Source organism: Sphaerisporangium melleum (assembly GCF_014646695.1).
GTDB lineage: Bacteria > Actinomycetota > Actinomycetes > Streptosporangiales > Streptosporangiaceae > Sphaerisporangium > Sphaerisporangium melleum.
Window position 1 is genome coordinate 17602 of sequence record NZ_BMNT01000043.1, and the last position, 17959, is coordinate 35560.

12 protein-coding genes are annotated in these 17959 nt (G+C 73.4%); 9 read left to right on the top strand and 3 right to left on the bottom strand.

The window, feature by feature from the left end; genetic code table 11:
- Nucleotides 1-76 precede the first annotated feature (76 nt).
- The 7 genes from IEY93_RS30730 (at nucleotide 77) to IEY93_RS30760 (ending at nucleotide 8060) form a co-directional block, all read left to right on the top strand.
- Nucleotides 77-922: an ABC transporter ATP-binding protein gene (locus IEY93_RS30730; protein WP_189166653.1), complete on the top strand. Its 846-nt coding sequence runs from the start codon at nucleotides 77-79 to the stop codon at nucleotides 920-922.
- Nucleotides 919-1770, top strand: a complete 852-nt coding sequence (locus IEY93_RS30735) for an ABC transporter permease (RefSeq protein WP_229691620.1) — start codon at nucleotides 919-921, stop codon at nucleotides 1768-1770. Before IEY93_RS30730 ends, IEY93_RS30735 begins: the two co-directional genes overlap by 4 nt.
- Nucleotides 1771-1871: 101 nt before the next feature.
- Nucleotides 1872-2144 carry a DUF5988 family protein gene (locus IEY93_RS30740; protein ID WP_189166654.1) on the top strand — a complete coding sequence of 91 codons (273 nt, stop codon included), beginning with the start codon at nucleotides 1872-1874 and terminating at the stop codon, nucleotides 2142-2144.
- Between the two features lie 394 nt (nucleotides 2145-2538).
- Nucleotides 2539-5271, top strand: coding sequence for a helix-turn-helix transcriptional regulator (locus IEY93_RS30745; RefSeq protein WP_189166655.1), 2733 nt, complete (start codon nucleotides 2539-2541; stop codon nucleotides 5269-5271).
- 399 nt (nucleotides 5272-5670) lie between these two features.
- A complete protein-coding gene (locus IEY93_RS30750) occupies nucleotides 5671-6621 on the top strand; it encodes a sensor histidine kinase (RefSeq protein ID WP_189166656.1) in 951 nt (316 codons plus the stop codon).
- Nucleotides 6605-7306 carry a response regulator gene (locus IEY93_RS30755; protein ID WP_203968956.1) on the top strand — a complete coding sequence of 234 codons (702 nt, stop codon included), beginning with the start codon at nucleotides 6605-6607 and terminating at the stop codon, nucleotides 7304-7306. Before IEY93_RS30750 ends, IEY93_RS30755 begins: the two co-directional genes overlap by 17 nt.
- A gap of 58 nt (nucleotides 7307-7364) precedes the next feature.
- Nucleotides 7365-8060, top strand: coding sequence for a 4'-phosphopantetheinyl transferase family protein (locus IEY93_RS30760; RefSeq protein ID WP_229691622.1), 696 nt, complete (start codon nucleotides 7365-7367; stop codon nucleotides 8058-8060).
- Nucleotides 8061-8090: 30 nt separating this feature from the next.
- Here IEY93_RS30760 and IEY93_RS30765 read toward each other — a convergent pair whose 3' ends face one another.
- Both IEY93_RS30765 and IEY93_RS30770 read right to left on the bottom strand, forming a co-directional pair.
- Nucleotides 8091-11111 (bottom strand): AfsR/SARP family transcriptional regulator, encoded by a 3021-nt coding sequence (locus IEY93_RS30765; RefSeq protein ID WP_189166658.1) that lies wholly within the window; start codon nucleotides 11109-11111, stop codon nucleotides 8091-8093.
- A gap of 199 nt (nucleotides 11112-11310) precedes the next feature.
- Nucleotides 11311-12030, bottom strand: a complete 720-nt coding sequence (locus IEY93_RS30770) for a hypothetical protein (protein ID WP_203968958.1) — start codon at nucleotides 12028-12030, stop codon at nucleotides 11311-11313.
- A 179-nt stretch (nucleotides 12031-12209) separates the two neighbouring features.
- Here IEY93_RS30770 and IEY93_RS30775 point away from each other — a divergent pair, with 179 nt between their 5' ends.
- Together IEY93_RS30775 and IEY93_RS30780 are read left to right on the top strand one after the other, a co-directional pair.
- Nucleotides 12210-12488 carry a hypothetical protein gene (locus IEY93_RS30775; RefSeq protein ID WP_189166659.1) on the top strand — a complete coding sequence of 93 codons (279 nt, stop codon included), beginning with the start codon at nucleotides 12210-12212 and terminating at the stop codon, nucleotides 12486-12488.
- Nucleotides 12488-13144 (top strand): hypothetical protein, encoded by a 657-nt coding sequence (locus tag IEY93_RS30780; RefSeq protein WP_189166660.1) that lies wholly within the window; start codon nucleotides 12488-12490, stop codon nucleotides 13142-13144. The genes IEY93_RS30775 and IEY93_RS30780 overlap by 1 nt, the downstream gene beginning before the upstream one ends.
- Before the next feature lie 305 nt (nucleotides 13145-13449).
- Here IEY93_RS30780 and IEY93_RS30785 read toward each other — a convergent pair whose 3' ends face one another.
- Nucleotides 13450-17829, bottom strand: coding sequence for an FtsK/SpoIIIE domain-containing protein (locus IEY93_RS30785; RefSeq protein ID WP_203968960.1), 4380 nt, complete (start codon nucleotides 17827-17829; stop codon nucleotides 13450-13452).
- Nucleotides 17830-17959 lie beyond the last annotated feature (130 nt).

Genomic DNA, 17959 nt, shown 5'->3' on the forward strand with positions numbered 1-17959 from the left:
GGGTATCGAAGGACGTATATCGGGGTGACCGAAGGGTGAATATCGCGGGTTCCTCTGATCCCCAACCCTGTTGGACATGAGCGACACAGCGGTACGTGTACGTGAGCTCCGCAAGGTGTACGGCGATGTGGCCGCCGTCGACGGCATCGACCTGGACATCGCTCGGGGCGAGGTCTTCGCCCTCCTCGGACCGAACGGCGCCGGCAAGACGACGACCGTCGAGATCCTCGAAGGGCATCGCCGGCGGGACGGCGGCGAGGTCAGCGTCCTCGGCGAGGACCCGGGCCAGGCCGGGCGGAGCTGGCGGGCCCGGCTCGGCATCGTGCTGCAGTCGGCCACGGACGCGGCGGAGCTCACCGTCCGCGAGACGGTGCACCACTACGCGCGGTACTACCCCCGGCCGCGCGACCCGGACGAGGTGATCGAGCTCGTCGGGCTGACCGGCAAGGCCGACGCCCGCGTCCGCACGCTGTCCGGCGGGCAGCGGCGCAGAGTCGACGTGGCGCTCGGCGTCGTGGGCCGCCCTGACCTGGTCTTCCTCGACGAGCCGACCACGGGGTTCGACCCCGAGGCCCGCCGCCAGTTCTGGAAGCTGATCTCGCAGCTCGCGAACGAAGGCACCACCATCCTGCTGACCACCCACTACCTGGACGAGGCCGAGGCCCTGGCCCGCCGGGTCGGCGTGATCGCGGGCGGCCGCATCGTCGCGGCCGGGGAGCCCGCCACGCTGGCCGGCCGCGCCCAGGCGGAGGCCACCGTGAGCTGGTGCGGACCGGACGGCGAGCACAGTGTGCGGACCGCGACGCCCACCCGGGTCGTCGCCGAGCTCGCCGGGTCGTTCGACGGAGAGATCCCCGAGCTGACCGTCACACGGCCGACCCTCGAAGACATCTACCTCGGCCTTATCGGAGAGCTGCCGTGACGACCACACTGCCCGTCCAACCGGCGAAGACCGCCACCCCGGCCCCCGCGGCGCGCATGCCCAGCGCGTTCCGCCTCGCCCTCGCCCGCGGCCGGCTCGAACTCAAGAGCTTCTTCCGCACCAAGGGGCAGTTCATCGTCATCTTCTCCCTTCCGGCGATCATGCTGATCCTGCTCGGGTCCATGGCCGGACGCACGCCGGGAGTGCCGGGCGTCACCGGGGCCCAGCTGATGACCGCCGGGATGATCGGCGCCGGCATCATGAGCACCTCGTTCCAGAACCTCGGGATCAACATCGCCCTGGAGCGCGACGACGGGACGCTGAAGCGGCTGTACGGCATGCCGACGCCGCGGATCGCCTACTTCGGCGGCAAGATCATCCAAGTGCTGGTGTGCATGGTGGCCGAGGTCGCGATCCTGGTCACGGTCGGCGTGCTGCTGTTCGACGTCCAGCTGCCCGGCACGCTGGACCGGTGGGTGACCTTCGCCTGGGTGCTGGCCCTCGGCGGCGTGGCCTGCACGCTGCTCGGCATCGTGGCCAGCAGCCTGCCGAAGTCGTCGCGCGGCGCCAACGCGATCATCACGCTGCCCTTCCTGGTCCTGCAGTTCTGCTCCGGCGTCTACTTCCCCTTCTCCAACGTGCCCGTGCTGATCCAGCACGTCGCGGCCCTGTTCCCGCTCAAGTGGATCACCCAGGGCATGCGGTCGGTGTTCCTGCCCGAGCAGGCCGCCGCCGCCGAGCCGGCCGGCGCCTGGGAGCACCCGATGATCGCCCTGGTGCTCGCCGCGTGGTGCGTCGGCGGGGTGCTGCTGGCCATGAAGACGTTCCGCTGGTCGCGCGACGCCTGATCGCAAGGGCCCCGGGAAGACGCCCGACCACACCGACCCGGGGGACCGGCCCCGCCGGCGGCCGCTCCGAATGCCGGCGACACCCAATGTGTGGAGGTTTCATGACGCACATCCAAGAAACGCACGAGGCGCCCGCCGGGTGCGCGATTTCCGCGGACGGTGGGTACGACGTCAACATCGTCCTGGTGGGCGGCCCTGCCGACTTCCTGGACACCGCCCGGTTCCGGCTGGCCGGGACGGAGGACCAGAAGGTCAAGATTCTGCACAAGAGCGGCTACGAGCATTTCGAGCGGACCGCGGAGCATTACCACATGGACGGCGACTGCCAGGGTCTGATCTACCGCTGGACCACCAGTACGAGGATCGCCGAATAACTGGTTGAAAAATCAAATAGATTGCCGCCGCCCGGCGGCCTGCGGTATTCCGTCCGGGACCGTTCCAGAACGGCCGTGAAGCCGGGCCGAAGCGCCCGGCTTCACGGTTTTCGCCGGCCCCCGCGCGACGCGCCTATCATTTCCGCAGAGGCGGCGGAAGCGCCACCGCTTTTTCCGCCGCCCGGGTGGCGGTATCAAAAGTTGTAGGCCGGCCGGACCGTGTGGCGTGACCGGCGATATTAAGGCGCAGCCGCCTTCTGGGCGCCCCTGGCCTGGACGTAGCGTGTCGGCGTCGGCCAGACGCGCTGCGGAGAGGTAGTGACGCGAGAATGTCAGAGGAATTCGATATCGCCCGCCGCACATTGTCCGCCCGGCGAATGTGAGGGCCTTTCGTATGAGGCTTTCAGAACGAGACGGGGCGATGACGTCCCTGCGCACCCTGCTGGACGAGGCGGTCGCCGGCCGGGGGCGGGTGGCGATGGTGACCGGGGTGGTCGCCACCGGCAAGAGCGAGTTGCTGCACGCGTTCGCCGACCAGGCCGGTGACGTCGGAGTTCTGCCCCTGGTGGCGACCGCGTCGCGGGCCGAGAGCGATCTCGCCCTCGGGGTGCTCGGCCAGCTCTTCTGCAACGCGCCGCTCACCGAGGAGGTGCGTGACGGGGCGATGGACGTGCTGCGGCAGGTCACCGGGATCGCCTGCCCGGAAGGGGCGGAGGGCTTCGCGCAGGCGGACGCCGAGGTCGTCCACACCCTGTGCTCGGTGCTGCTGTCGCTGTCCGAGCGCCGCCCGCTGGCGATCGTGGTGGACGACGTCCACTACGCCGACCGCGCGTCGCTGCTGTTCCTGTCCTACCTGATGCGCCGCGCCAGGTACTCACCGATCATGGCGGTGTTCAGCCAGGCCGACCACACCGGCAACACCCACAAATTCTTCCCGACCGAGATGCTGCGCCAGCCGCACTGCACCGTTGTCCGGCTGGCGCCGCTGTCGCGCGAGGCGGTGCTGAGCCTCGCCGGCGAGCGGCTGGGGCACGAGACGGCCGAACGGCTGGTGCCGGAGTGGTACGCGCTCAGCGGCGGAAACCCGCTCCTGCTGCAGGGCCTGATGGAGGACTACGAGGCGGGCGGCGCCTGGCCCGCCGCCCGCTACGGCGAGGCCGTCCTGTCCTGCCTGCACCGCGCCGACCCCGCGCTGCTGGAGGCGGCCAGGTGGCTCGCCGCGCTGGACGACCCGGAGCTCGTCGCACGGCTGGCGGGCCTGGACGGCATAGCGGTGCCGCCGTCGATGGGGTGGCTGGAGGCCGTGGGCCTGCTGGAGTCGGGCCGGTTCCGGCACGAGGTGGCGAGGTCGTCCGTACTCGCCGAGCTGGGCGCCGACAAGCGGCAGCAGATGCACCGGCGCACCGCCGAGCTGCTGTACGACGAGGGCGCGGCCGACGTCGCGGTGGCCGAGCAACTGATCCGGGCCGACTTCACCGATGTCCCCTGGGCCGTTCCGGTGCTGGAGTCGGCGGCCCGCTGCCGGCTCGGCGACGGTGAGGTGGCGCCCGCGGTCGCCTACCTCGAGCTCGCCCTGCGCGGCTGCGCGGACGAGCGTCAGCGCGCCATGATCGCGGCGCTGCTGCTGCGCGCCGACTGGCGCGTGGACCCCAACGGGCGGACGGCCCTGATCGGCGAGCTGACCGACGCTCTGCGCGAGGGCCGCCTGCGCGGGGGCGACGCCGCCTTCCTGGCCCGTGCCCTGCTCTGGCACGGCAGGCTGGGCGAGGCCCGTGACGTGCTGGACCTGCTCAAGGGCTTCGCCGGCGGCGGGCCGGGCACGATGGCGGAACTGTCGGGGACCCGGGCCTGGCTGCGCTGCTCGGTGCCCGGCATGGTCCCGCACATGGACGGCACCGTGACCCGCGAGCCCAGCGAGGCGGTGCTGCCGATGCGGATGAGCAGGCGCCTTGAGTCGATCCGCGCCCTGGCCTCGGTGCTCACCGACGGGCCGGCCGAGGAACTGCCGGCCACGGCCGAGCGCATCCTGCGCGGCTCGTGCCTGGCCGACATGTCCATGGACACCGTGGAGAGCGCGCTGCTCGCCCTGGTCTACGGCGGCCAGGCCGAGCGGGCGGCATCCTGGTGCGACACGTTCCTGACCCAGGCGCGTTCCCGCGGCGCGCGGGCCCGCCAGGCCCGCCTCACCGCGATCAGGGCGGAGACCGCCCTGCGCCAAGGGGACCTCGCCAGGGCCGCCGCGCTCGCCCGCTCGGCACTGGAGATCATCAGTCCGGCCGCCTGGGGCGTGGCGCTGGGCGGACCGCTGGCGACCCTGCTGCTCGCCATCACCGCGATGGGGCGCTACGACGAGGCGTTCGAGCAGGTCAACCGGCCGGTGCCCGAGGGGATGCTGCAGACCAGGTTCGGCCTGCACTACCTGCAGGCTCGCGGGCGCTACCAGCTCGCCGTGGACAACCCGGCGTCGGCGTTGCGCGACTTCCAGCTCTGCGGCGACCTGGTGGTCCGCTGGGACATGGACGTCCCCGGCTTCGTTCCCTGGCGGACCGACGTCGCCGAGGCGCACATCCGGCTGGGCGACCGGGACACGGCCCGCGCCCTGGCCGAGGAGCAGCTCGCCCGCAGCGGCCCGGGCAGCGCGCGCGCCGACGGCGTTGCCCTGCGGATGCTGGCCGCCGCCGCCGAGGTACGGCACCGGCCCATGCTGCTGCGCCAGGCATCCGAGCGGCTGCAGGTCAGCGGCGACCGGTACGAGCTGGCCAGGTCGCTGTTCGACCTCACCGAGGCCTACCACGGCGTCGGGGAGTTCCGCAGGGCGGGCATCATCGCCGGCCGCGCGCGCAGCCTGGCGCAGGAGTGCGGGGCGCGCCCGCTGAGCCAGGCCCTGTCCGACGAGGGCTTCCCGGGAGACGGGTACGAGGCCGAGCCGAGCAAGGTGGTGGCGATCCTCAGCGACGCCGAGCGCCGGGTGGCGGGCCTTGCGACGGTCGGCTACTCCAACCGCGAGATCGCGGCCAAACTGTTCATCACGGTGAGCACCGTCGAGCAGCACCTGACCCGGGTCTACCGCAAGCTGAACATCAGCCACAGGTCCGATCTCTCCAAAGCCGGCCCGGCCATGCTCTGAATACCGCCGGGCAGGCCGCTCGGCCGCTCGGGGGCCGGCGAATGGTTTCCCTGCGAATCCGCAGGTTCACGGGTTGTTCACCCGGCTGGACAATTAGTCCAACAATAGTTGAGGGCCCCTCGGGTTGTCCGGACCGGGGGGAACTCCACCTCCTTCCGGTTGCCTACTGGTCGGCAATGACCCAAAATGTGGGGTATCTGGGAGGTTGCGAAAGGGGGCACGGTGTGGGTGGACAGGGCGGATGAGGTAGGAGTAGGGGCCGGTCGGCCGTCTGACGGGGCTAAAGCAACATTCGTACTAATTGAAGAGTGCAGGGCCGAAATCCTGGACAATTTCGAGCGGGACCTCCGTGCCGTGGGCAGCCTCCTTGTCCAGGATGAGCGGGGGAAAGAGCAGCTCATGGTCAAGGCGAATCAGATCCTGACCGACATGGGCCGGGCGGTGCGCAGCGGTCTCCCGCCCACCGAAGAGTCCCTCGCCGCGATCGCCCGGGGCCTGGCCACCACGGAGGAGACCGAGGGAGTCCATCCCAGGGAGTCCCTGCTCGCCGCCTCGGTGTTCTTCCGCACCGCTTTCACCACGCTCAGCCGGCGGATGCAGGGCGACTCCGAGAGCGCCCATCTGCTCCGCCGCCTGGTGACGATCCTCGAAGAGAGCATTTCGCTGCGCATCAGGGAGGCCGCGAACGGCTACGCGGGCTTCCTGCTCAGCAAGGTCCACGAAGCGCACCTCGCCGAGCGCCGGCGCATCGCCAGAGAACTGCACGACCGCATCGGCCAGTGCCTCAGCGTCGCCCACCGGCAGGCCGAGCTCGCCTCCATGCTCAGGAACGACGCCCCCGCCACCGCCGCCGTCAAGATCGAGCGAGCACAGGAGGCCATCCAGGAGGCCATGCGCCGGCTGCGGCAGCTCACCTCCGGCCTGCACCCCCACGAGTCCATGCAGGGCCTGGAGAAGGCACTGCTCGCCCACCTGGAGCTGATCGGCGCGGACGACGCCGGCGTGGAGCTGCTGGTCAACGGCGACGAGAGCTGGCTGAGCCCGGCCGTCGGCGAGGAGTGCCTGCTCATCCTGGGCGAGGCCACCCGCAACGCGCTGAGCCACGCCGACGCGTCGGCCATCCTCATCCGGGTCGACATCGCCCCCCACGCGCTGCACGCCTCCGTGGTCGACGATGGACGCGGCTTCGACTCCCGGCTGCCCCCCGCCAGGAACGGCCTCGGCCTGGTGTCGATCGAGGAGCGCGTCACCCTGATGGGCGGAACGGTGTCCATCACCAGCGAGGTAGGACGCGGCACCCGCATCGAGTTCACCGTGCCGCTGCGAGGATCACTTGATCAGGAGAACTGACCGGCCCGCGACGATCGCGATAGTCGACGACCACGCGCTGTTCCGCGAGGGCCTGCGGGAGATCCTGGAGGGCCAGGACGGCCTGGTCGTGGTCGGCGAGGCCGGCACTTCCAGTGCCGCGATCAAGCTGGTCCAGGACAAGCGCCCGGACATCGTCCTGCTGGACGTGGAGATCCCCGGCGAGGCCGCCGCGCACACGGTCACCAGCATGCGCAAGCTCTCGCCCTCGACGCAGGTCATCATCCTGAGCATGTACGACGGGCCGCAACTGCTGCGCCGGCTCCTCGCGGCGGGCATCCGCGGCTACCTGCTCAAGACCGTGCACTGGCACGAGCTGGTCTCGGCGATCAGGAGTGTGCACTCCGATCCCGACCGCACCGTCCTCGCCGTCTCCCACGAGAGCCTCACGCAGCTGGAGAGCGCTCCCGCGGAGGTGCTGACCGGCAAGGAGCGCGAGGTGCTGGAGCTGGTGGCACAGGCGCTCAGCAACCGGCAGATCGCCTCCCGGCTCAACACCACCGAGGCCACCGTCAAGCGCCACCTGCGCAACATCTTCGTCAAGCTCGGCGCCGCCTCCCGCATCGACGCCGTCAACCGGGCGATCGACGCCTCGCTGATCGTGGCCTCCGGTCCCGCTCAGCGTAACCAGACCGGTACCCCTGCCCACCCCTCCCTCTGGCCCTGACGCCATGTCCGCGGCCGGGGGCACCCCACACGCGCGTCCCGGTGTCTACTGTGGTGCCGTGAACGCTGAGCCTCTGATCGGCAGCATTCTTCCTCCCTGGATCGCGGCGGCCGACACCTTCGACGATCACGAGGACGGGCTCTTCGCCGAGGAGCAGGACGTGGTCAGGAACTCCGTCGACAAGAGGCGGGCGGAGTTCACCACCGGGCGCGTGTGCGCGAGGACGGCCATGGGCGCCCTCGGCGTGCAGCCACAGCCGCTGCTGCCCGGCGTGCGCGGTGAACCCCAATGGCCCAAGGGCCTGGTGGGCAGCATCACCCACTGCGCCGGATACCGCGCCGCGGCCGTCGGTGCCCGCCCCGAGGCCGTGACCATCGGCATCGACGCCGAGCCCGACCAGCCGGTGTCGCCCATGGTGCTGGACTCCATCGCCCAGCCGGAGGAGCGCGCCGCCGTCCGCACGCTCACCCGCGACCACCCGGGCATCTCCTGGGACCGCCTGCTGTTCAGCGCCAAGGAGTCGGTCTACAAGGCGTGGTTCCCGCTGACCAAGCGCTGGCTGGACTTCGAGAACGCCCAGGTGACGATCGACCCGGTGGAGGGCAGCTTCTCGGCCCGCCTGCTGGTGAACGGGCCCTCGGTGCTGGGCCGCCAGCTCACCGGCTTCTCCGGCCGATGGCTGGCGGCGAACGGGCTGATCCTCACCGCCATCGTGGTGTCGGCCCGCCCCGACCGGACGCCGCGCCGCCCCTGACCGGAGCGGCTCGCGCGCCCAGAGGCCGGGTCAGCGGGCGGAGGGCGTCGCCGAGGGGGTGTGCAGGGCGCGCAGCCGTTCGCGGACGCGGACGGCGTCGGCGTGGTCGAGCTCGTCCAGACCGTGCAGCGCCTGCTTCAGCGCGGTGCGCCCTTCCTCGGCCCGCCCGGCCGCGAGGTGGGTCTCGGCCAGGCGGGTGAGGGTGTCCAGCTCGCCGTAGCGGACGCCGAACCGCCGGTACAGCGTAAGAGCCCGCTGGTAGCTCGTGGTGGCCTCCTCGTAGCGGCCCAGGTGGTGCAGGGCGAACCCGATGCTGTCCAGCGTGTCGGCCTGGCCGTAGTGGTCCCGCAGCTCCTGCAGCAGGACCAGCGCCCGCCGGCAGTGGACCAGCGCCTGCTCGTGGTCGCCGAGCAGCGCGTGGTACCAGCCGACGGCGTTGAGCGAGGCGGCCTGCCCCGGCCGGTGGGCCGCGGCGCGGAACAGGTCGTAGGCCTGCTTCGCGTGGACGAGCGCGGCGTCGTTCCTGCCCCGCTGCTCCAGCACCCAGGCGAGCTGGCGGTGGCTGTGCGCCCGGTCCACCTGGTCCCCGGCCTCCTGGAACAGCATCAGCGCCCGGTCCAGGTGCAGCATGGCCTCCTCGCTCCGCCCGAGGTCGGCCATGGCCCGGGCCAGGCCGCGGTGGGCGTGGGCCATCCCGGCCCGGTCACCGATGCGCTGGGCGGCCTGCAGCGCGACCCGGTTGGTCGACACCAGGTCGTGCCAGTGCCCGTGCCGGTCGAGATAGTGGGCGATCGCCCAGGCGAGCTGCCAGGCCGCCTCGTCCAGGCCCGCGCCGGCCGCCACGTCGATGAGGGCGATCAGCACGGCGTGTTCGGCGCGCAGCCAGTCGGCCGCCGCCTCCTGGTCGGCCATCTCCTCCGGATGGACGCCGGGCACGGGCGGGCGCAGCGGGATCCGGTCGCGGTGCCGGGAGAACAGCCCGGCCGCCCGGTGCGCCGAGTGCAGGTAGTGATCCACCAGGCGGCGGACGGCCGCGCGGCGCTCGGCCGCCCCCTCCTCGGCCTCCGCGCGCTCCGCGGCGTACGCGCACAGCAGGTCATGGCGGGTGTACCGGCCGGGAACGTGCTCGATGATCAGGTGGGCGCGGGTCAGCTCGGCCAGCAGCGTGCGGGTCCGGCGCACCGGCAGGCCGGCCAGAGCGGCGGCGCCCGGGGCGCTGACGTCCGGGCCCGGATGCAGGCTGAGCAGGCGGAACAGCCGGGCGGCGGGTGGCGTGAGCGCCCGGTAGGACCAGGAGAAGACCGCGCCGATGTCCGTGCCGTCCTCGTCGCCGAAGGCGTCCAGGCTGCCGTGGGCCGCCCGCAGCTCGGCGGCGATGGCGGCCAGCGGGAAGCCGGGGTTGGCCTGGGCGCGGGCCGCGGCGATGCCCAGGGCGAGGGGCAGCCTGCCGCACAGGGCCGCGATCTCGGCCGCCGCGATCGGGTCGGCCGCCACCCGGGCCGCGCCGAGCCGCAGGGTCAGCAACTCGCGCGCCTCGGCGTCGGAGAGCACGTCCAGGGTCAGCGGGCACGCCCCTTCCCCGGCCACCAGGCCGGAGAGCCGGTTGCGGCTGGTGACGATGGCCAGGCAGCCGGGTGCGGCGGGCAGCAGTGGACGCACCTGCGTGGTGTCGCGCGCGTTGTCGAGCAGCACCAGCACCCGCCGGTCGGCCAGCAGGCTCCGGTACAGCCCGGCGCGGGCGTCCAGGCCGGCCGGCACGTCTCGCGCGGGCACGCCGAAGGCGTCCAGGAATCCGAGCAGCGCCTCGGCCGGATCCATGACGGCCCCGCCGGCGTCGAAGCCGCGCAGGTTGACATAGAGCTGGCCGTCGGGGAACCGGTGGGCGATCTGGTGCGCCCAGTGGACGGCGAGGGTGGTCTTGCCGACGCCGGCCATGCCGCCGATCGCGCTGATCACCACGGTGCCGCCCGGCTCGTCCCGGTCGGGGAGCAGGTCGAGCACCCGGGCGAGCGCGTCCCGCCGGCCGGCGAACGCGGGCAGGTCCGCCGGGAGCTGCGCCGGCCGCACTCGCGGGACCACGCCGGCGACGCCTCCGTCCCCGCCGCCCGGCTGACCGGCCGCCGCATCGGACGGCGCCGGGGCCGTCGTACCGGACTGTGCCGGGGCGGCGGGGCCAGAGGGCGCGGGGGGATTCGTACCGGGCTGTGCCGGAGCCGCCGGGACGGGTTCGATGACCGTCGCGGCGGTCTCGGCCAGGGGAGTGGGCTCGGACGGGGCCGGCGCGGCCGTCGTCTCACGGAGCACCCGCTCGTGGGCGGCGCGCAGCTCGGGCCCCGGGCCGATGCCCAGCGCCTCGTCCAGCCGCGCGTACATCGCCCGGTAGGCGGCCAGCGCGTCGGCCCGCCGGCCGGTGGCGGCCAGGGCGAGCACCAGCCGGGTGTGCAGCGGCTCGTCGAAGCGGTTGTGCTCGGCGGCCCGCAGGAGCATCGGCACGAGGCGGGTCACCTGCCGGGCCCGCAGCCCGGCGTCGGCGGCCTCCTTGAGCACGTCGAGGTGCTCCTGGTCCAGGGCGGTGAACAGCGGATGGGCCCGTGCCTCCTCGCCGATGCCGTCGGCGGCCGGCCCTCGCCACAGCTCAAGGGCCGCTACGAGCGGCTCCAGGCTGCGGGCGGGATCCGCGGCGAGGGCGCGGGCCTGGTGGACGAGTTCACGGAAGCGGAGCAGGTCGAGCGTCCCTGAGTTCAGGTCGAGCCGGTACCCGCCGCCGCTGCGCGTGATCCACCGCCCGGCCGCCCGAAGCGGCAGATCGGGTTCCAGCAGCCGGCGCAGCGCTCCGATGTGGCGCTGCACCACGTTGACCGCGCTGCCGGGCGGGTCCTGGCCCCACAGGACGTCGACGATCTCGGTGAGGCTCGCGGAGCGGCCGGCCCGGGCGAGCAGCGTGGCGAGGACCGCACGCTGGCGCGGGGGCCCGAGGTCCAGCTCGACCTCGCCCCGGTGGCCGAGCACCGGTCCGAGGACGGCGAACCGCACGGGCCCGCTCGGCGTCATCCCTACTTCCACGGCACAGTTCCCCTGTAGCCCGGCGCCCGCCGAGGGCCATCGGGGCCATCGGGGACGCGGTCACCTGTCTTCGCCTGTGCCCAGTATGAGAGATTTGTCGACGTTGTCGTACTGAACGCGATTCGGTGACCGGTGCCTCAGGAGGTGTGTTCCAGCACGTGGAACGGGCCTGGTGAACGTTCCGTTTTCAGCGGTTAGGAACTGCTTTCTGGCCGTTGGGGGCCACCGCGAACCACGTCCCGCCGATGCCCTGGCCCTTCTCCTCGCCGGGCGCGCTGTCACCGGAGTAGCGGTAGATGGGCCATCCGCCGATCGTCAGTTGCACCGTGCCGTCGGGCCGCTTGAACCCTCCGACCGCCGACGGGCGGACGCCGCGCACGTACACCTTGCCGCCCTGCTTGATCGTCACCGGCGGCCAGGTGACGGCGCACTCGCCCTCGCAGGCCGTACGTGAGGGGTCGGCGCCGTCCTTGTCGAACCGGTAGAGCGTCGACTGGTTGACGTCGACCAGGTGGGCGTCGAGCGTACGCGACCGGACGGCGACGAGCTGCACCCAGTTCGGCGGCTCCTGCTGGACGGCCGCCCCGACGACCGTGCCGCCGTTGCCGCTGACCCCGTTGTCCGCGGCGGTGCCGTCGACCAGTTCCAGGGTGTTGTTGCCCGGCGGCTGCGCGGTGCCGCTGAAATCCTGCGAGCCGCCGGTCGCCGTGGGCGCGGGCGGCGGGGTGGCGGGCGCCGTGGCCGGAGCGGACCCCGCGGGCGGCGCGCTCGAGGCCGGCGCGTCGCCGATGAACACGACCTTGCCGCACCCCGCGGTCGCGGCCAGCCCACAGAGAACGGCGGCGGCGGCCAGCGCCCGGACGCCCGGCCGCACGCGGGCCGTCCCGCTGGTGGATTCACTTCTCACCTGGGGAACACGAAGCGGACCCGCGAAAGGTTCAACCGAACCTGGGCCGGGTTTCGACCGGACCGGCGTAGGGTGCCGGACCAGCGAAGGGGCGTGAACTCCTGTGGCCCTCCGTTACGTGTTCCGGTAAGGAGACGGTACGCCGTACCGGCGAGACGCGATCCGCGTGAGGGGGCACGATGGCCAAGATCCATATTCCGGGCGACGAGCTGGAGGCGGTATCCCGGTCGCTGGGGTTCGTCCTCGACAACATCGACACCGGCACGACAGGCATCGACCTGGACCGGGCGGTGGGGTCCGGGTTGGTCGACGAGGCCAGGAACTTCGAGCGTCGATGGAAGGACGGCCGCTTCCAGCTCCGCCGCCAGGCCGAGGCGATCAAGAAGGCCGTGGACCAGATCGTGGAGAAGACTAAAGAGACCGACGACGAGGCCGTGGCCCACCTGGAGGGCAAGTGATGGAGCAGGCGACGCAGACCCCCGGCCGGTTCGTGCTGAACGTGCCCGATTCCTGGGCCGAGCTGGACGTGACCGGCGAGGCCCTCGCCGAGACCCGCGCCGCCGCCATGGCCGCGGCCCGGAACTTCCGCGAGCAGGCGGAGATCAACGACCTGTTCCGCCAGGCCCGCGAGATCAGCAGGGCCGCCCGCCGGCGCGGCGCCCTCTTCGCCGCCGGCACCGCGACCATGTTCGACGACGGGCTGTTCCTCGGCTACACGATGGTCTTCGCGATCAGCGTGCCGCCGGGCCGTGAGCTGACCCTGCCGGTGCTGGCCGCCCAGCTCTCCCCGGCGCCCGCGTCCGGGCCGGGCACCGCTCCGCGCTCCGGGAACGGCGGGGAGCCGTCGGACCGGAAGGTCACCACGGTGACCCTTCCCGAGATCGGGCAGGTGGCCCGGATCACCGGCACCGAGGAGACGCCGCTCACCGCGGAGGATTCGGTGCGGATGCTCACCATGCACACCGTGGTGCCGGTCCCCGGCACCGAGCGGGACTACCTGATCATCACCTGCGCCAGCCCCAACCTGCCGCTGCGGGCGGAGGTCTACGAGCTGTTCGACGCGATCAGCGGCACGTTCCGCTTCCTGCCCGCGGCCGCTCCCGCCGGTGCCTGACCTGGCCCGATCCTGATCCTGGCGCCGGACGCGGCCCGGCCCGCTCCCATGGCCGGCGCCCCATCCGGCACATCCTGGGGGCGATGCGGGCCCGATGGGGACCGATGCCCGGCCCGAGGGCGCGCCGGAGAAGGGAGCGGGGCCGAGGGGGCAGGAGCACGGGAGCGGGCGCGTTGGCGGGGCCGCGAGGAGGGCGGCCGCGGAACGGGGCTCGTGCCCGGGACGATATGGCGGTGGGGCCGGGCCGGGAGATCGTCCCGGCCGGCCCCACGCCGGTGCGGCGCGCGGTCGCGCGCCGCCGTCTTTCAGAAGGTGGACTCCGTGCTCGGCACCTGCACCGTGGTGAGCGTGCCGTCGCCGAGGTGCAGCAGCCCGCGACCCGGCTGCGGCGCCTGACCGATCAGGCCGCGGGTGAGCCGGACGCCGATCACCTCGCCGTCGCTCAGGCTCTGCGGTGACAGCAGCATCCCGGTCCGGTTCCGCTTGACCTGGCCGATCCATCCGGCCAGGCCCAGGGACAGCGCCTCGGCGTTGCCGGCCAGCACCAGGCCCCACCCGTTGCCGGCCCCGCCGCGGGCCAGCAGCGCGAGGTCGCTGTCGATCTCCGACTGCATGAACAGCTCCGCGTCGTCCACCAGGATCACCGCGTTGTCCTGCGGCACGTTGCCGAGCGCGGCGCGGAACGTCGCGGCGGGCACCTCCGAGTCGATGATCATCGCCTGGACGCCGGGCCTGCCCTCCAGGTCGCGCAGCGGCGAGCGGCGCGGAGCGAGCACGATCACGCCCGCCCCCTGGTCCAGCACCGAGCGGGCCACGGCGAGCAGCGCGGTGCTGCGCCCGGTGCGCGGCGGGCCGGCGATGACGAACGTCGGCACGTCCGCGAGGTCCGGGCCGAGGGCGGTCAGCGTGTCGCCGCCCACGGCGACCAGCGGGCGCATCGGCCCGGGAGCGGTGCGCAGCGCCGCCGCGGTCTCGTAGGCGATCCGGTCGGGCAGCAGGTCCAGGCGCAGCGGGCGCCGCGCCGCCGGTACGCCCGCCTCACGCGCCCGCAGCTCCTCGCCCAGCGCGGTCAGCACCGACGCCTGCGCCGTACCCGACAGGTCGGGACCGAGGACGGCGATCTGCACCTCGCTGGTGTCCTGCACCCGGATGCCGCGTCCGGGCGGCGGGTCGGACGGCGCCGAGCGGGTGGTGAGCCCCACCGAGGAGTAGTCCGCGCGGTCGTTCAGCCGCAGCACGATCTTGTCCTCGGTGGTGCCGGAGAAGCGGGCCGAGCCGAGGATCCGGTCGCCGGCCAGCACCAGGTGGATGCCCACGCCCGCGCCGTCGCGCAGCAGCCGCAGCATCCGCTCCAGGTAGCTGCCGTTGTCGAAGTTGGTGAACTCCCGCTCGAACACCTCGAACCGGTCGACCATGACGACGATGTGCGGCGGCCGCTCCTCCAGCGGCGCCATCCGGCGGTACTCGGCCAGGTCGGCGGTGCCGCGCGCGCCGAGCAGCGACTGGCGGGCGCTCAGCTCGGCGGTGAGCCGGTCCAGCAGCCGCCCGACCCGCTCGATCTGGCTGCGCTCGACGACGACCCCGCAGTGCGGCAGCGCGGTGAGCGCGTTCAGCGCCCCGTTGCCGCAGTCGATGCCGTACAGGTGCAGGTCGTCCACGCCGTGGGCGCGGGTGAGCGCGGCGGCCAGGGTGCGCAGGGTCTGCGACCGGCCGCTGCGCGGCGAGCCGATGATGTGCAGGTGCCCCGACCGGTCGAGGTCCAGCACGAGCGGCCGGCGGTCCTGGTCGGCGGGCAGGTCGACCTGGCCGTACGGGACGGCGGGCAGGGGCGCCTCGCGGTCCGCACGCGGCTTGGGCGCGGCGGGCTCGGTCCAGGCCAGCACCTCGGGCAGCGGCGGCAGCCACGGGCTGGGCTGCCGGGGCACCCCGGCGATCTCGGCCGCGCCGGCGATGGCCTTCACCAGGACGGCCAGGTCCGTGATCGCCTCCTGCCCGGCGGTGGCGTCCTTGGTGCGGACGGTCCGCGGCAGCGGCCCGCCCAGCTCCGGCCAGCCGACCTCGCTGACCCGGATCGGCGCCTCCGCCGAGGGGGTGACGGCGCCGGACGGCCGCCGGCCGCCCACCCGTCCGGCCTGGAACGGCAGCAACGCCGAGGGGCCGAGCCGGGCGTAGGCGCGGCCGGGCGTGCCGGGGGAGATCGAGCCGGAGTCCGGCGCGTCGATGATGTCGCGGCTCTCGGAGGTGTCCGTGGTGCGCAGGGCGATGCGCAGGTTGGTGTTGGCGCGGATGTCCGCGGTCACCGCGCCGCTCGGCCGCTGCGTCGCCAGCACCAGGTGGATGCCGAGCGAACGGCCCCGCTGGGCGATGTTGACCAGGCCGGAGATGAAGTCCGGCAGCTCGCGGGCCATGGACGCGAACTCGTCGATCACCAGCAGCAGGCGGGGCAGCGGGTCCAGGACGTCGCCGCCGCGCGCCCGCTTGTCCAGGTAGTCCTCGATGTCCTTCGCGCCCGCCTGGGCCAGCAGGTGCTCGCGGCGGCGCAGCTCGGCGCCCAGCGAGACCAGCGCCCGCTCCACCAGATGGGTGTCCAGGTCGGTGACCAGGCCGACGGTGTGCGGCAGGTCGGCGCACTCGGCGAAGGCGCTGCCGCCCTTGTAGTCCACCAGGACGAAGGTCATCTCGTCCGGGCGGTTCACCACCGCCAGGGTGGCCACCAGGGTCTGCAGCAGCTCGGACTTGCCGGCGCCGGTGGTCCCGGCGATCAGCGCGTGCGGGCCGTCGCGCACCAGGTCCACCGAGAAGTCGCCGTCGTACCCCGCGCCGAGGATCGCCCGGGTGCTGCGCCCGGACAGCGCCCACCCGGCGGCGATCGCGTCCGGAGTGGGCGGCTCGACGCGGAGCAGGTCCAGCAGCCGTACGGCGGTGGGCAGGGCGTTGTCGTCGCTGTCGCCGACCCCCCGCAACGGCGCGAGCGCCCGGGCCAGGGCCTCGTACCAGCCGGGCTCGGGGGAGTCCACCCGCACGTTCTCCGGCGGCGCGCCCTGGACGGTGCGCACCCGCACGCCTTCGGGGTCGACCGCCACCACGGCCGTGCACTCCTCCGGAAGTGAACGCTCCTCGCGGTCCAGGCAGATCGTGTACACGCCGACCGACGGCCCGTCGCGCAGCAGCCCGACCACGCCGGGCAGCGAGCGCGCCCGGCGCGCCTGGTCCAGGACGATCAGGATGTCCGGAGCGCCCTCGGTGCCGCCGCGCCGCACGTCCGGGCCGGCCGCCATGCGGGTGGCCACCAGCTGGCCGAGCTCGCCGATGCGGCGGGCCAGCGAGTCGGTCGTGCTGCCCACCAGCGCGTAGGCGTCCTCGCCCTGCGGCTGGCAGTGCGGCAGCCAGCGCACCCACGACCACGCGTCCGCGCCGTCCGGCCCGGCGAGCACGACGATGCGCAGGTCGCCGGGGCTGTGCAGCGCGGCGGCCTGGGCGGCCATCCACCCGGCGAGGTTCGCGGCCCGCGGGCCGGCGACGCCGGTCACGCCGGCGGCGCGCAACGGGATCGCCACCGGCACCTGGGTCAGCGTCGGCACGGTGGTGCGGCGGTACTCCTCCAGCGCCGGGTCCTCGACGGTCAGCGAGGACGGGATGTCGGCGGTGCCCACCCGGACGTCCAGGAAGTCCGGGTCCTGCCAGCGGCGCTCCCACAGCCGTTCTCCCGGCTGCGAGGCGGTCTGCAGCAGAGACGCCGGGTCGGGCAGGGACGAGCGGAGCGTGTGCTGCTCCTTCAGCACGGCGGCGTCCACGGCCGCGCGCACCCGCTCCATCGACGCCTCGTGCTCGCGCAGCTTCTCCTGGTAGCTCACCTGCGTCTGCTTGCGCCCGCCGAACTGGGTGATCAGGGCGCCGATCGGGGACAGCAACGCGAGGAACACGAATATCCAGCGGCCGGTCGACACGATCGCCACCAGCGCGCCGCCCACCGGGACGAGCAGGATGGGCAGCAGCGGGATCGGCCGCTTGTCCGGCTTGGTGGGCGCGGTGGGCAGCCGGAACCGGCCGCCACCCCGCGCCGGGCGGAACCGCGGCGGCCGGTTGAACTCCAGGCCCAGCCCATCCGCGGCGGGCGTCAGCGGCACCCGCTTGGACGACGGGATCGCCAGCTCCAGCAGCGTGTCACCGGCGGCGAGCTGGCTGCCCTCCGGCCACTCGACCGTCCCGGACGGCCGCCTGCCGTCCAGCAGCGTCCCCTCGCCCGCCGTCACCTCCGCCGTGCGGTCCACTCGCACCAGCACCCGGGCGGCCACCGGCGGCGCCCCCGCGGGCAGCCGGACGCGCGCCGTCGGTGCGGCACCGATCTCGTACTCACCCGGCGGCAGCCGGAAGGACGTGCCGGCCCGCGGGCCGCTGACCACGCGCAACTCCACCACACCGTCGGGATCCGGGCTCGGAGGAAGCGGTGCGCCGAGCCCGAGCTCCACGCCGTCGCGCACCCCGGCGGAGTACAGGGTGGCCTGCGGGTCCAGCGGCTCGGCGCCGATGTAGAGCGCCGGCGCCTGCCCCCCGGTGCCGGGGCCCACGGCCTGCGCCAATTCCGCGGCCAACCGCCCCACCAGCGCGGACGGATCGGTCTCCACGGCGACGACCGTGGAGACCCCGATGTCCCGCGGGGTCCGGACGCTGACGTTCAAACGCACGGCAATCGATTCCTCATACGTGAAAGGGCGCGAAGGCGGCGGGGCCGCCGGGATGGTGAGCGGGACGTTGGAACGGGGCCGCCGGGCCGCGGGACGTGCGGGCCGGTACGCCCCCCGCCGGGGACCCGCC

Excerpts from the sequence above, each read along its gene's own strand:
- IEY93_RS30730 (WP_189166653.1), top strand. The coding sequence starts at position 77 with ATGAGCGACACAGCGGTACGTGTACGTGAGCTCCGCAAGGTGTACGGC.
- IEY93_RS30740 (WP_189166654.1), top strand. The coding sequence starts at position 1,872 with ATGACGCACATCCAAGAAACGCACGAGGCGCCCGCCGGGTGCGCGATT.
- IEY93_RS30745 (WP_189166655.1), top strand. The coding sequence starts at position 2,539 with ATGAGGCTTTCAGAACGAGACGGGGCGATGACGTCCCTGCGCACCCTG.
- IEY93_RS30750 (WP_189166656.1), top strand. The coding sequence starts at position 5,671 with ATGGTCAAGGCGAATCAGATCCTGACCGACATGGGCCGGGCGGTGCGC.
- IEY93_RS30765 (WP_189166658.1), bottom strand. The coding sequence starts at position 11,111 with ATGACGCCGAGCGGGCCCGTGCGGTTCGCCGTCCTCGGACCGGTGCTC.
- IEY93_RS30775 (WP_189166659.1), top strand. The coding sequence starts at position 12,210 with ATGGCCAAGATCCATATTCCGGGCGACGAGCTGGAGGCGGTATCCCGG.
- IEY93_RS30780 (WP_189166660.1), top strand. The coding sequence starts at position 12,488 with ATGGAGCAGGCGACGCAGACCCCCGGCCGGTTCGTGCTGAACGTGCCC.